11 protein-coding genes are annotated in these 13357 nt (G+C 66.6%); 8 read left to right on the top strand and 3 right to left on the bottom strand.

The window, feature by feature from the left end; all coding sequences use genetic code 11:
• The first annotated feature begins 11 nt into the window (after positions 1-11).
• The 6 genes from QX124_RS19075 to QX124_RS19100 all read left to right on the top strand — a co-directional run bounded on the left by QX124_RS19075 (position 12) and on the right by QX124_RS19100 (position 8810).
• Positions 12-1121 carry an ABC transporter ATP-binding protein gene (locus tag QX124_RS19075; protein ID WP_315798052.1) on the top strand — a complete coding sequence of 370 codons (1110 nt, stop codon included), beginning with the start codon at positions 12-14 and terminating at the stop codon, positions 1119-1121.
• A gap of 2 nt (positions 1122-1123) precedes the next feature.
• Complete coding sequence (locus QX124_RS19080) at positions 1124-2704, top strand: FGGY-family carbohydrate kinase (RefSeq protein ID WP_315797967.1); 1581 nt, start codon at positions 1124-1126, stop codon at positions 2702-2704.
• Positions 2697-3737, top strand: coding sequence for a 2-hydroxyacid dehydrogenase (locus QX124_RS19085; RefSeq protein WP_315784595.1), 1041 nt, complete (start codon positions 2697-2699; stop codon positions 3735-3737). The genes QX124_RS19080 and QX124_RS19085 overlap by 8 nt, the downstream gene beginning before the upstream one ends.
• An 18-nt stretch (positions 3738-3755) precedes the next feature.
• On the top strand, positions 3756-4502 hold the full coding sequence (locus tag QX124_RS19090) for a class II aldolase/adducin family protein (protein ID WP_315797968.1): 747 nt from the start codon (positions 3756-3758) through the stop codon (positions 4500-4502).
• Positions 4499-6007 carry a glycerol-3-phosphate dehydrogenase gene (locus QX124_RS19095; RefSeq protein ID WP_315797969.1) on the top strand — a complete coding sequence of 503 codons (1509 nt, stop codon included), beginning with the start codon at positions 4499-4501 and terminating at the stop codon, positions 6005-6007. Before QX124_RS19090 ends, QX124_RS19095 begins: the two co-directional genes overlap by 4 nt.
• A 310-nt stretch (positions 6008-6317) precedes the next feature.
• Positions 6318-8810: a hybrid sensor histidine kinase/response regulator gene (locus QX124_RS19100; protein WP_315797970.1), complete on the top strand. Its 2493-nt coding sequence runs from the start codon at positions 6318-6320 to the stop codon at positions 8808-8810.
• Between the two features lie 748 nt (positions 8811-9558).
• On the opposite strand, the gene QX124_RS19105 is transcribed toward QX124_RS19100, so the two are convergent.
• The 3 genes from QX124_RS19105 to QX124_RS19115 form a co-directional block, all read right to left on the bottom strand.
• On the bottom strand, positions 9559-10080 hold the full coding sequence (locus QX124_RS19105) for a DNA-binding protein (protein WP_315797971.1): 522 nt from the start codon (positions 10078-10080) through the stop codon (positions 9559-9561).
• Between the two features lie 60 nt (positions 10081-10140).
• Positions 10141-10521 (bottom strand): hypothetical protein, encoded by a 381-nt coding sequence (locus tag QX124_RS19110; RefSeq protein WP_315797972.1) that lies wholly within the window; start codon positions 10519-10521, stop codon positions 10141-10143.
• Positions 10522-10583: 62 nt separating this feature from the next.
• On the bottom strand, positions 10584-11249 hold the full coding sequence (locus QX124_RS19115; protein WP_315740352.1) for an XRE family transcriptional regulator: 666 nt from the start codon (positions 11247-11249) through the stop codon (positions 10584-10586).
• A gap of 206 nt (positions 11250-11455) precedes the next feature.
• Between QX124_RS19115 and QX124_RS19120 the strand changes: the two genes are divergently transcribed.
• Both QX124_RS19120 and QX124_RS19125 read left to right on the top strand, forming a co-directional pair.
• A complete protein-coding gene (locus tag QX124_RS19120; RefSeq protein WP_315797973.1) occupies positions 11456-12952 on the top strand; it encodes an amidase in 1497 nt (498 codons plus the stop codon).
• Between the two features lie 40 nt (positions 12953-12992).
• Positions 12993-13343, top strand: coding sequence for a RidA family protein (locus QX124_RS19125; protein ID WP_315740350.1), 351 nt, complete (start codon positions 12993-12995; stop codon positions 13341-13343).
• The last annotated feature ends 14 nt before the right edge of the window (positions 13344-13357 follow it).

Below are 13357 nucleotides of genomic sequence, written 5' to 3' on the forward strand. Positions count from 1 at the left end.
CTAGCATGGGCATGCTCGAAATCCGCAACGTCGACAAGGTCTATCACAGCCGGGGCAAGCCGCCGGTCCATGCCGTGCGCGCGCTCGATATGGAGGTGAAAGCAGGCGAGATCGTTGCGCTGCTCGGCTCTTCCGGCTGCGGCAAGACCTCGACTTTGCGAATGATCGCCGGGTTCGAGAGCGTCAGCTCGGGTTCGATCGCGCTGGCACAGCGGCCGATCCATGATCTGGCGCCGGCGAAGCGCAAGGTGGCGATGGCGTTCGAAGGCTATTCGCTGTATCCGCCGCTCACGGTGCGCGAGAACATCGGCTTCGCGCTGAAGGCGCAGCAGCTGTCGCGCGCCCAGATCGCGCATCGGGTCGATAGCATCGCCCGCCTGGTCGAGATCGAGGATATCCTCGATAGCCATCCGCGCGCGCTTTCCGGCGGCCAGCAGCAGCGCGTCTCGCTGGCGCGCGCGTTGGTGCGCGACGCCGACCTCTATCTGCTGGACGAGCCGATGGGGCAGCTGGAGCCGCAGCTCCGCGCCGTGCTGCGCGGCCGCATCAAGGGCCTGCTCGCCGAACGTGGCATGACGGCGATCTTCGTCACCCATGACCAGACCGAGGCGAGCGCGCTCGCCGATCGCATCGCCGTCATGGAAGACGGCGTGCTGCAGCAGTTCGCGAGCGAGCGCGAGCTGAAGAACCGCCCGGCCAATCAGTTCGTCGCGAGCTTCATCGGCGAGCCGCCGATGAACCTGCTGGAGACCGCGGTGACGCAGGAGGAAGGCGGCTTCCGTCTGTCCGTGGGCTCCGATGTTGCCTTTCACATTCCCGGGCAGACGTTGGACGTGACGGGACAACAGGCGCTGGTGCAGGCCGATCGGATCAAGGTCGGCATCCGGCCGCAGCGGATCGCGATCGGCAGCGGTGAAACGCGGCTGCGCGTCGTCTCCAACCAGTGGCTCGGCGATCAGTCGCACATTGCGGGCGAGTGCGCCGGTCATCTGCTGGTCGCCGTGACATCGAGCAGGGTCGTGGCGCGGCCGGGCGACGTCGTGCCCTGCGCGCTGGAGTCACGCCATCTCCACGTTTTCGGCGCCGACGGCGTCTGCGTCCGCCACGCGGAGGCGCGTTGAATATGACCTCCGGAGCGATTCGCGACGTGATCATCGGCATCGACGCCGGGACGTCGGTGATCAAGGCGGTGGCCTTTTCGCGGGATGGCCGCCAGCTCGGGGATTTCGCGATTCCCAATAGCTACACCACCTTGCCGGGCGGCCGAGTCGAGCAGGACATGGAGCGGACCTGGACCGACACCGTTGCGGCCTTGCGCGGCCTCAGCGGCGCGCTGCCGAATCTGGCTCACCGGGTCGCCGCGATCGCTGTGACCGGGCAGGGCGATGGCACCTGGCTGATCGATGCGGATGGCCATCCCGTCGCGCCCGCGCTGCTGTGGCTCGACTCGCGTGCGGCAGGTTTCGTTGAAGCCTTCCGCGGCGGCGAGCGCAATGTCGCGCACTATCAGCGCACCGGATCGGGGCTCAACGCTTGCCAGCAGGGGGCGCAACTGGCCTGGCTGCAGGCCCATGACGAAGAGTTGCTGGGACGCGCGGGCACGGCGTTCCACTGCAAGGACTGGCTCTACTTCAAGCTGACCGGCGAGCGGGTCACCGATCCCTCCGAGGCGACGTTCTCCTGCGGTGATTTTCGCAAGCGCGGCTTCGACGGCGATGCCGCGCGTCTCATCGGCATCGCCGATGCCGCGCGCCTGTTTCCAGATGTCGTCGATGGTGTCGCGACGACGCATGGCTTGACGGCAACGGCTGCGGCCGAGACGGGCTTGCCCGAGGGCGTGCCGGTGTCGCTCGGCTATGTCGACGTGATCTGCAATGCGCTCGGCGGTGGGCTGTATGACCCCACACCGGAGGTCGGCTGCACCATCATCGGCTCGACCGGCATGCACATGCGGCTGGTGAACGGCGCCGATGCAGTCAGGCTGAATGCCGAGGCGACCGGTTATACGATGCCGTTCCCGGTGCCGGGCCACTATGCGCAGATGCAGTCGACCATGGCCGCGACCTTGAACATCGACTGGCTGCTCGATGTCGCGCGCGGGGTGCTCGCCATGGAAGGCATCGCGCGGTCGCGCAACGATCTGATCCGCCGGCTGGACGAGCGCGTGCTTGCGGCGAAATCGGGCGAGCTGCTGTATCATCCGTTCATTTCCGACGCCGGCGAACGCGGCCCCTTCGTGTCCCATGAAGCTTCTGCGCAACTGATCGGCCTGCGTATCGGTCACGGCTACTGGGATCTGATGCGTGCCGTGATGGAGGGACTGGCCTTCGCCGCACGCGACTGCTACGCGGCGATGGGACCGCTGCCGACGGAAATTCGCCTGACGGGGGGCGCGGCACGCAGCCGCGCGCTCGGCGCGATTCTTGGCGCGGCACTCGGCAGCACGATTCGAGTCTGCCGTCGCGAGGAGGCCGGCGCGTCGGGGGCGGCGATGATCGCCGCGGTCGCGACCGGGCTCTACTCGGACATGATGATCTGCGCGGAGGAGTGGGTGAGACCGTATCTGGATGAGCCGCAAGCGCCGGATGCGGCGCTGGCGGAACGTTATGCGCAGCTGTTCCCGGTCTATGTCGAGGCCCGCCTCGCGGCGCGGCCGGTCTGGAAGCAGCTCGCCGCGCAGCGCACGGGTGCCGATCATGTCTAGCTCCATCGCCATTATCGGCGACCGCTTCATGCTGCCGTCGGTGTTCGCCGAGCGCATCACCGCCATCTGCGGTGATGGCATCGACATCCGCATGCTCGAGCAGCCCTGGCCGGACGAGCCGATGGAGCATGGCTATGCCGGCTCCAAGCTCGACGGGCTGAAGGAGTTCATGGGCGACCCCGAAGAACTGGCGGACTTCATCGGCGAGGCGTCCCTGCTGGTGACGCATCTGGCTCCGATCTCGCGGGCGATGCTGCAGCGGTTGCCGAGCCTGAAATTCATCGCCGTGTCGCGCGGCGGCCCCGTCAACGTCGACATGCAGGCCGCGCGCGATCACGGCGTGTTGGTCGTCAACACGCCCGGCCGCAACGCGAGCGCGGTGGCCGAATTCACCATCGGCGCGATGCTCGCCGAGACCCGGTTGATCCGTAGCGGCCACGAGTCGATGCGGGGCGGGCAATGGCGCGGCGATCTCTACCGCGCCGACCGCACGGGACGCGAACTCGGCGAAATGACGGTCGGCATCGTCGGCTATGGCGCGATCGGCACTCGCGTGGTCAAGCTCTTGAAGGCGTTCGGCTGCAAGATCCTGGTGACCGACCCCTACGTCCAGCTCAGCGCTGAGGACCGCAACGACGGCGTCGAGCACGTCGCGCTCGCCGACCTCTTGGCGCGCGCCGACGTCGTCAGCCTGCATGCCCGCGTGACGCCGGAAACCACCGGCTTCATCGATCGCGATGCGCTGGCCCGGATCAAGCCCGGCGCGATCCTGATCAACACGGCGCGCGGGCCGCTGGTCGACTATCACGCGCTCCATGACGCGCTCAGCTCGCAGCGACTGGCCGGTGCGATGCTCGATACGTTCGCCGTCGAGCCGGCGCCGCCGGACTGGCCGCTGTTGCAGCTTCCCAACGTCACGCTGACGCCGCACATCGCCGGCGCGTCCGTGCGCACCGTTACCTTTGCCGCCGACCAGGCGGCCGAAGAGGTTCGCCGCTATCTGGCCGGCGAGCCGCCGCTCAATCCCTGCTGACGACGAAAGGTTTTCGACATGAATCGCGAGGAACGGCTGATCCGCGAGAACATCATCGCCAAATGCCGATGGATGAATGCGTCGGGGCTGAACCAGGGCACTTCGGGCAACATTTCCGCCCGCTACAAGGACCGCATGCTGATCACGCCCTCGGCGACGCCCTATGACTCGATGAAGCCGGAGATGATCGCCTCGATGCCGCTCGAGGGTGACTACGGTTCCTGGGAGGGGCCGTTGAAGCCCTCGACGGAATGGCGCTTTCATCTCGACATCATGCGCGGCCGTCCGGATGTCGGCGGCGTCGTTCACACGCATTCCACCTATGCCACCGTGCTCGCCATCGCGCGCAAGCCGATACCGGCCTGTCACTACATGATGGCGGCGTTCGGCGGCACCGACATCCGCTGCGCCGGCTATGCGCGTTTCGGCACGGCCGAATTGTCCGAACTCGCGCTGGAGGCGCTGGAAGGCCGCAACGGCTGCCTGCTGGCCAATCACGGCATGATCGCGGTTGGTGCCAGTCTCGAGAAGGCGATGTGGCTCGCGGTCGAGCTCGAGACCATCGCCCGGCAATATTATCTGTCGCTCGCGCTCGGCCAGCCGCACATCCTGGGCGACGCCGAGATCGCCGAGACGTCGCAGGGGTTTTCGACCTACGGGCTGCAGGAGCCGAAGGCGAAGGCGGCGAAGCCGGCCAAGGCGACGGCAAAGGCGCGCGCCGCCGCGCGCAGCAAGCCAGAGAAGAAGCGCAGCAGCAAGCGATGAATGCGACGGTCTCACGCAGCGGAACCGATCACGGTCTGTTGGACCTCGCCGTGATCGGCGGCGGCATCAATGGCGCTGGTATCGCCCGTGATGCCGCCGGCCGCGGCCTGAAGGTGCTGTTGTGCGAGAAGGACGATTTCGCCGAGGGCACCTCGTCGCGATCGGGCAAGCTGATTCATGGCGGCTTGCGCTATCTGGAGTACTACGAATTCCGCCTGGTGCGCGAGGCCCTGATCGAGCGCGAGGTGCTGCTGGCCTCGGCGCCGCACATCATCTGGCCGATGCGCTTCGTGCTGCCGCACTCGCCGGAGCAGCGTCCCGCCTGGCTGGTGCGCGCCGGGCTGTTCCTCTACGACCATCTCGGCGGCCGCAAGCAGCTGCCAGCGAGCCGCAACGTCGATCTCGCGCATGAGCCGGAGGGCGCGCCGCTGCGCCCCGAATTCCGGCGCGGCTTCGAATATTCGGACTGCTGGGTCGACGATGCCAGGCTGGTGATCCTCAATCTCGTCGATGCCGCACGCAAGGGCGCGACGATCCTGCCGCGCACCCGCGCCGTGAGCGCACGGCGAGAGAATGGCGTCTGGCGGCTGGAGATGTGCTCCGAGAGCGGCGAGCTGCAGACCGTCAGCGCGCGGGCGCTGGTCAACGCCGCAGGTCCCTGGGTGCAGGACGTGGTGCAGGGCGTCGCCGGGCTCAACTCGGCGCACAATGTGCGGCTCGTGAAAGGCAGCCATCTCGTGGTGCCAAAATTCTGGAGCGGATCGCAGGCCTATCTGCTGCAGAACACAGATCGCCGCGTCATTTTCGTCAATCCTTATGAGACCGATCTGGCGCTGATCGGGACCACCGACATCGTGCATGACGGCCGCGCGGAAGACGTTGCGATCGACGGTGCCGAAGTCGACTATCTGCTCGCCGTGCTCGACCGCTATTTCCGGGCTGCGCCCGGCAAGGGGGATATCATTCACGCCTTCTCGGGGGTGCGGCCGCTCTACGACGACAACGCCGACAATCCGTCGGCGGTGACGCGCGACTACGCGTTCGAGGTACATGGTGCACCCGGGCAGCCGCCGCTGCTGTCGATCTTCGGCGGCAAGATCACGACGTTTCGCCGGCTTGCCGAACAAGCGATGGAGCGCCTCGCGCCATGGTTTCCGCAGCTGGCGTCGGCATGGACGGCGGGCGCGTGTCTTCCGGGCGGCGATCTCGGTGCGCCGTTCGATCAGTTCCTTGCTGATCTCGCCGGCGAGTATCCGGGATTGCCGCCGGCGGTGCTGGCACATTGCGCGCGGCTCTACGGCACCCGGGCGCGCGACCTGCTCGGAGCATCCCGCAACGTCGGCGATCTCGGCCGCCATTTCGGTTCCTCCTTTTATGAGCGCGAGCTCGTTTTTCTGCGCGAGCAGGAGTGGGCCGTCACGGCCGCCGACGTCCTCGACCGGCGCACCAAGCACGGCCTGCATCTGAGCCGTGCCGAGCGCGAGGCGTTCGAGCATCAGCTCTGACCGCGTCTTGACGCCTCGAGCCCTTCCGCGACCGCCGCAGCGCTTGGCGGGTGCCGATGACACGCCCCGGCAAACCGTGCTATCGAGCGCCCGCGATATGGATCGCGACGCGCCTGGAGACGCGGAATTCGGCACAATCCGGACCTTTCGCCGATGCTTGACGCGCCGATCGATTCACAATCAAACCGCCCGACGACCTCCTGAATTCGACGCCATGCGGGACCAGATCAAAGCGAGAGCCGACCATCGGCGCGGTCCGCGGCAGGCAGGCATTGTCGACGCCTGGACCAGGGCCGCGTCCGGATCGTGGATGGATCGGCGCTGGACCCCCTGGATCATCGTGCTGAGCGGCCTCGTGCTGGCGCTGCTGTGTGATGCCTTCGTGGCGCACATGCTTTCCGTCAACTATCGGGAGACCTATCGGGCCACCGAGGCCGCCAACGGCGATCTTGCCCGCGCGCTCGAAGAATACATGTTGCGCAACATCCAGGGCGTCGACGTGCTCTTGAACACGACGATCGACAGTCTCAAGCAGGACCCATCGCTGCTCACCGTCGGCAATCCGGCCCTGATCGACGAGCTGAAGCGCAGGGTGGCGCCGTATCCCGCCGCGGGCGGCATCGTCGTGATTGATGCGGACGGCAACCTGCTCGGCGACAGCGCCGGCAACGGAGTTCCCGGCCGCGAGAACAATTTCGCCGATCGGGCCTATTACAGGGTCCAGCGCGATGACCCCGGCCGCGGCCTGTTCATCGACGTGCCGGTGGCCTCGCGTGTGAACAAGGGTCTGTTCATCGCGGTGAGCCGCGCCTTGATGATGCCGGGCGGACGTTTCGCCGGCGTGATCGTCGTGGCCGTCGACTACGAGAATCTGCGGCAGTTCTTTCTGTCGCTGAACGTCGGGCAGCGCGGAACGGTGACGCTCTATCGAGACGATGGCACGATCCTGCTGCGCTCGCCGCACGCCGACGATTTTGCCGGCCGCAACGTTCGGTCCAATCGTCTGTTCAGCCAATATCTCCCGCAGGCGCCTCACGGCAGCTTCGAGGGCAGCGGCATGACGGACGGCACGTCGCGGAGCATCAGCTATCGACGCGTCGCCGGCCTGCCGCTGGTGGTGACCGTGGCGCGCGATCCGGTCGAGTATCTGGCCGGCTGGAAACACAACGCGCTGTACTACAGCGCCATCGCCGCCGGGCTCAATCTGCTGATCTCGGGATTCGGCCTCGTCCTGGCGCGGCAATGGCGGCTGCGCGCGGCATCCGAGCAGGCGCTGCGCGACAATTTCGAGCAGCATCTGCTGGTCACGGAGAACGTGCCCGCGTTGATCGTCCAGGTCGGCGCCGACGGCGACATCCGCTACGCCAATCGTGTCGCACGCGAATGGTACGCGCAGCCGCCCACCGGAGCCGGCCGCAGCCGCAGGATCGACGACTACATCGATCCCGCGCGACGTGGCGAGGTGAGGCCGAAGATCGAGGCCGCGCTGGCCGGCCGCACCGCGGGCGGCGAGGAGAAGATCGCGTTTCCCGACGGCCGTGAACGCTGGTGCCAGACCATTCGGGTGCCGGATCGCAGCCAGGATGGCACGGTGCGCGGCTATTTCGTGCTGTCGGTCGACATCACCGAGCGCAAGCGCATCGAGGACGAATTGCGCCAGGCCCAGAAGATGGAGGCCGTCGGCCAGCTGGCCGGCGGCATCGCGCACGATTCCAACAACATGCTGGCGGCGACGCTCGGCAATCTGGATCTGCTGCTCGACGCCTTGCCGCCCGCCGATGTCTCCTGCCGCAGCATGGTCGAGCGGGCGATCGAGGCGGCGGAGCGGGTCGCCGATCTCAACCGGCGGCTGCTGGCCTTCGCCCGCAAGCAAGCGCTGCAGCCGCAGATCACCGACGTAAATCAGTTGGTCAGCGGGATGACGACGATCCTGCAGCGGACGCTCGGCGAGAACATCGAGATCGAATTGGCGCAGGATCCGATGCTGTGGCACTGCCTGATCGACCCGACGCAATTGCAGAACGCGCTGCTCAACCTGGCGCTCAACGCGCGCGATGCGATGGATGGCGGCGGTCGACTGACGATCACGACGACGAATGCCGTGCTCGACCAGCCGCTCGATGACGGCGACGAGCGCATCATGCCCGGGGACTACGTGACGATCGCGGTGTCGGACATGGGGGCCGGCATGCCGCCCGAGATCGCGCGCCGCGCCTTCGAGCCGTTCTTCACCACCAAGGAGTTCGGCAAGGGCAGCGGCCTCGGCCTCAGCATGGTCTATGGCTTTGCGCGGCAATCGGGAGGCACGGTGCTGATCGACAGCCGGGTGGCGGAGGGCACGTGCGTCACGCTGTATCTGCCGAGCGCGGGGCCGGGCGTCACCGGTCGCGCGCGCGCCGGCGCGGCGCGGCTGGCGCGGCCGCAGACTGGCGAACGGATCCTGGTCGTGGAGGACAATCCGCTGGTGGGCGCGATGGCATCGACCATGCTGACATCGATGGGCTACAGCCTGGTCGTCGTCACCAACGTGGCCGCGGCGATTGCCGAACTGGAGCGGCCGGACCCGGTCGCGCTGCTGCTGACCGACATTCTCCTGCCGGATGCCCTGACCGGCATCGACCTGGCGCGCGAGGTGCGCCGCAGATGGCCCGATCTGCCCATCGTCTTCATGTCCGGCTTCGCCGACCCCTCGCTGGTGCCGGAGGAATTCCGGGCGACGACCAGGCTTCTCGCCAAGCCGTTCCGGCTGAGCCAATTGTCGGAGGCGATCGTGTCGGCCTTGTCCGGCAGGACAGCGACGTGAGTCCGCAGCGATCATGCGGTGAGCGATCCCTCGTTTGCCCCGATCCACAGCGCCGTCCGGGCGAGCCGTCTCCGCCTCGCGGCGCGTGATGCGTCCGAGCTGTGCCGGTGGTTTCGCCCTCTCGACAACGAGGGCGCAGGGAATGCCGGGCGCTGGCCGCACCCATGGCCCGCCAGCGGAAAAAATGCTGGCGGCAGGAACCACAGGTTCAGCCGAGACATCCCGGCATTCCCCGCGCGATGGTTGGGCGGCTTATACGTCCTCTCCCCGGGGACCGGCTGTCTTGCCCCCGTCACCCGCGCAACGCGAACGCGTTGTCACGAGCTTGGCCTCAGCACCGGGAGGCCAGGACCCTACGATTTCGCCGGCGCATCGGATTCGTTCGTCCGCATGCCAAGCATGCTGCGAACCGACACGCCCACCGCATCCCACCCCGCGTGTCGTGACGATCGCGAAACGCCCCTCGTGCTGAGGCGGGACGGTGGTAGAAAATCATGATTTTCGGAAAAGCGAAAGAGGAATATTTTTCACGGAACGACTGGACAGGGGTGATGTGGTTGAGGGGGCAGACGAAAACAGAGTTTTGGCGCAACCGGGTTTTCTCCCGCGCTGCTCGGGACGGCGTTGAACCATGAGAGCGAGGAGACGTCGTTGCAGCCATGGCGCAACGTCCGACATGAAGAATCCAAGACGGCTGTGCGGACACGCAGCCTCAGCGCAGCGACCGAGACTGGCTCAATGCAAAGCTCTAAGCCCGATCAGGGTCGGCTCCTCGATAGAAGAGCGCTCGTCCCTTCGGTATGAGCTGAAGCAATATGTCGTAGTCGGTGACATTTGCCGTCAGGACCACCAAGCCGAGCTTCTGCGCCTGAAGGAACAGCGCGCAATCCTGGAGAGCGCGGAACTTGCCATCTTTGTCATAACCCTGGGTTCGGCAAAGGATGCCTGACAGGAGTGCTGCGCGTCCAAGAATTTCGGCGTCTGGGATGAAGACGCAATGCGAGGGCGTTGCCTTGATCTGTCGTCCAACCACCGCGATGACGGACGCAGTGCGCGAGTCGGTTGGGTTCAAGGCGCCAACCGTGTGCATCAACTCCTGCACCGCAAGGATCGAGTGGTTGACCTGACGACGCGCGATGACTTCGTCCAGAATGGGAGGTGAGCGGCTCTGCATCTGGTCGATATAGACACAAGTGTCGAGCAAAAGTCCTTGTCCGGCAATCAGGCCGGGTCCGACAAATGGCAGCTCGTCATCGCTCCGCCGTGCCACGTTCCCCGTGGATCGAAACGCGCCCAGCGCCGCGCGCTCTCGAAGTCGAATGCCGCCACGTCAATAGCCGAGCTTCAGTTTCGGATCGACCGTCCCGCGCGATTCCTTGAAGACTTGCGCGAAATTATCCTCGAGCGCGATGGTCGCGAGAGCAAACTCGAAAAGGTCGGTATCCGTTTCGATTCCCGTTTGCCGTTTGGCCTGCCGGACCAACGCGGAGCTCACGCGTCCGCCAATCCGTCCCGCCTTGTCCTTGAGGAGTCCGGACCGTTCGGCTGCCTGCATGACCGCCTGGACGCGCGTCTCGCTCGGGACGACGCGTCCAATCGTCGCCTCAACACGAGGCCGGCGCGACATGCCGTGAGCGGTTTGCTTGCCCCGGCGGGAGGGGGATTTGCCGGCAGGTGCCTTGGCCATGATGATCCGGGTTCTGTTGGACAAAAACCTTCCTTGTTCAACATAGCGCGTCTCGCCTCTGCTTCAACGTGCCGCCGACGCGCCCCTCACTCCACCGCATCCTTCTTCGCGATCCGGTGCAGCTGCTCGAACAGATCGGCCTGCTCACTCGTGCACAGACACACGCCCTGCGCGGAGTCCGTCTCGCCGGCGTTGAGGTAAGCGTGGCCCATGGTGCTGTCGAGATACATGCCGTCGCCTTCGTGCAGGGTCTCGGGCGCGTAGAACTCGGTGTGCACGGCGATGGTGCCGCGGGTCACCAGGAAGTATTCCTCGCCGCTGTGGCGGAGCAAGGGGCCGAACTCCTCGAGCGTGCGGGCGCGCACCTCGGCGATCATCGGCACCATGCGCTTTCCGATCAGGTCGGTGCATTGATAGGTGTAGGTGTAGAACCTGGTGTTGACGATCTGGCCCTGGCCGGCGCGGCTGACGCTGCGGCGGGCGGTCACCGGGCGACCCGCCTCGGGACGCGGCGAAGCAGGGCTGAACAGCTCGGCAATGTCCATCTGCAGGCCCGAGGTGAGCTGCAGCAGCTTGTCATAGGTCAGCGACATCAGGCCGTTCTCGACCTTGGACAGCGTCGACAGCGCCATGCCGGTCTTTTCGGCGACCTGCTTCAGGGTCAGCCCGCGCGCCTGCCGGGCCGCCTTCAGGCACTGGCCGAGCTGGGAGTGGGGGCCTTCGGTCGACGCGCTGATGGCAGTGTCTGTCAAAGCGATCTCCGGAAAATCCGTTAGCGGATCAGGCGTGCCGATGGCCGGGGCAGGCCGACAATCTCGCCCCAAAGAACAACATATTCAATTGGGTGCCCCGATGTCCGAAGGTCATGCGTGGACAGCGGTGGAACAATGCGTTTTCGGGTCGTGCATTCGATTTCCTATATGCTAAATAGTTTTCCGAAACGGAAAAGAGAAGCCCCGTGGAATCGATTTGCGACAAGACCGCCGTCGAGCTGGTCAACCTCCTGAAAACAAAGGCGATCTCGCCGGTTGCGCTGCTCGAATCGTGTCTGGACCGGATTGCGGCGGTGAATCCGGCCGTCAACGCGGTGGTGACCCTGGACGAGCCGGCTGCCCGCGCGGCGGCCAAGGCCGCCGAGGCCGAGATCGTGAGGGGCGAGGACCGGGGGGCGCTGCACGGTCTGCCGGTGCTGATCAAGGACACCCAGGACACCGCCGGGATGCGCTCCACCTATGGCAGCCCGATCCTGGCCGACAATGTCCCGGCCGTCGACCAGGCCTCGGTGGGCCGGCTGCGCGCTGCCGGCGCGATCATCTTCGGCAAGACCAACACGCCGGAATGGGCGGCGGGCGGCAACACCCGCAATCCCGTGTTCGGCGCCACCGGCAACCCGTTCGACCCGATGCGCTCGGCCGCCGGCTCCTCCGGCGGCTCGGCGGTCGCGCTCGCTTGCGGCATGGCCCCGCTGGCCTCCGGCTCGGACACCGGCGGCTCCCTTCGCAATCCGGCCGGCTTCTCCGGCATCGTCGGCATGCGGCCGTCCTACGGCCTCGTCGCCAGCGAGAAGCGCGCCCATGGCTGGTCGTGCCTGTCGACCGATGGGCCGATGGCGCGCGATGTCGCCGATACCGCGCTGATGCTGTCGGTGATGGCGAGCGACGATGCGCGCGATCCGCTCGCCTACACCTTGCCGGGCGAAGCCGTGCGCGGCGCGCCATCGCGCTGGGCGGTGCCGCCGGCGGTCGAACTCAAGACGCTCAGGCTCGCCTTCACCGAGGATTTCGGCTTTGCGCCGACGGAAGCGCTGATCCGCCGCGCCTTCCGTGCGCGCGTGTCGCGCATCGCGCCGCTGTTTGCTGACGCGCACGAGAGCGCACCCGATTGCAGCGGCGCCGACGAGACCTTCGCGGTGCTGCGCGCCTCGCTGTTCCTCACCCAGCACGGCAAGAATTTTCGCGAGCGGCCCGACATGCTGGGGCCGAACGTGCGCGCCAATGTCGAGGAGGGGCTCGGCTACAGCCTCGACGATTTTTCGCGCGCGAGCGCCAACCAGACCCGCATCTACCGCGCCTATCAGGGCTTCTTCGCAAGCCACGACGTGCTGATCAGTCCGACCATCACCTTGAGCCCGCGGCCGTGGGTCGAGCTGTATCCGGCCGAGATCGACGGCGTGCCGACACGCTCCTACTTCCACTGGCTGGCGCTTGCTTATGCGGTGACGCTCGCCGGCCACCCCGCGCTCAGCCTGCCGCTCGGCCTCGACGACAACGGCCTGCCGTTCGGTCTGCAGATCGTAGGTCCCCGCGGCGGCGATGCGCTGGTGCTCGGCGTCGCCGCGGCGCTGGAGGCCGCCTTTGCCGATGACTCCGAGCTGCGCCGTCCCCGGCCGGACCTCGCCAGGCTCGCGTCGCTGCCGCCGCTGGCGCAGACGCCGGGCTTCATGGCGTGGGATTGAGGCCGGCCATCATGATCAATACATCCTGGAGCGACTAACGATGTCCGACGCCCCCTCATGGCCGTTTTCGCTGGTGCGCCGCGCCGGCGGCCTGGTGTTCCTGTCCGGCGAAATCCCGGTTGCGGATGACGGCAGCATTCCCGAAGGCATCGCGGCGCAGACCGATCTCGTCTTCAAGCACATCTCGGAGACGCTTGCCGGCGAAGGCCTGACGCTCGACGACGTCGTGTCCTGCATGGTGCACCTCGCCGACAAGGCGGATTTCGCCGCCTACAACGAGGCCTATCGCAGGCACTTCAAGGACCCGCTGCCGGTGCGCACCACGGTGCAGGCCCAGATGATGGCGGATGTGAAGATCGAGGTCACCGTCGTCGCGGCGGCGCGGACCTGAGATAGGAGTGATGA

It is taken from the genome of Bradyrhizobium sp. SZCCHNRI3043, assembly GCF_032377735.1.
GTDB lineage: Bacteria > Pseudomonadota > Alphaproteobacteria > Rhizobiales > Xanthobacteraceae > Bradyrhizobium.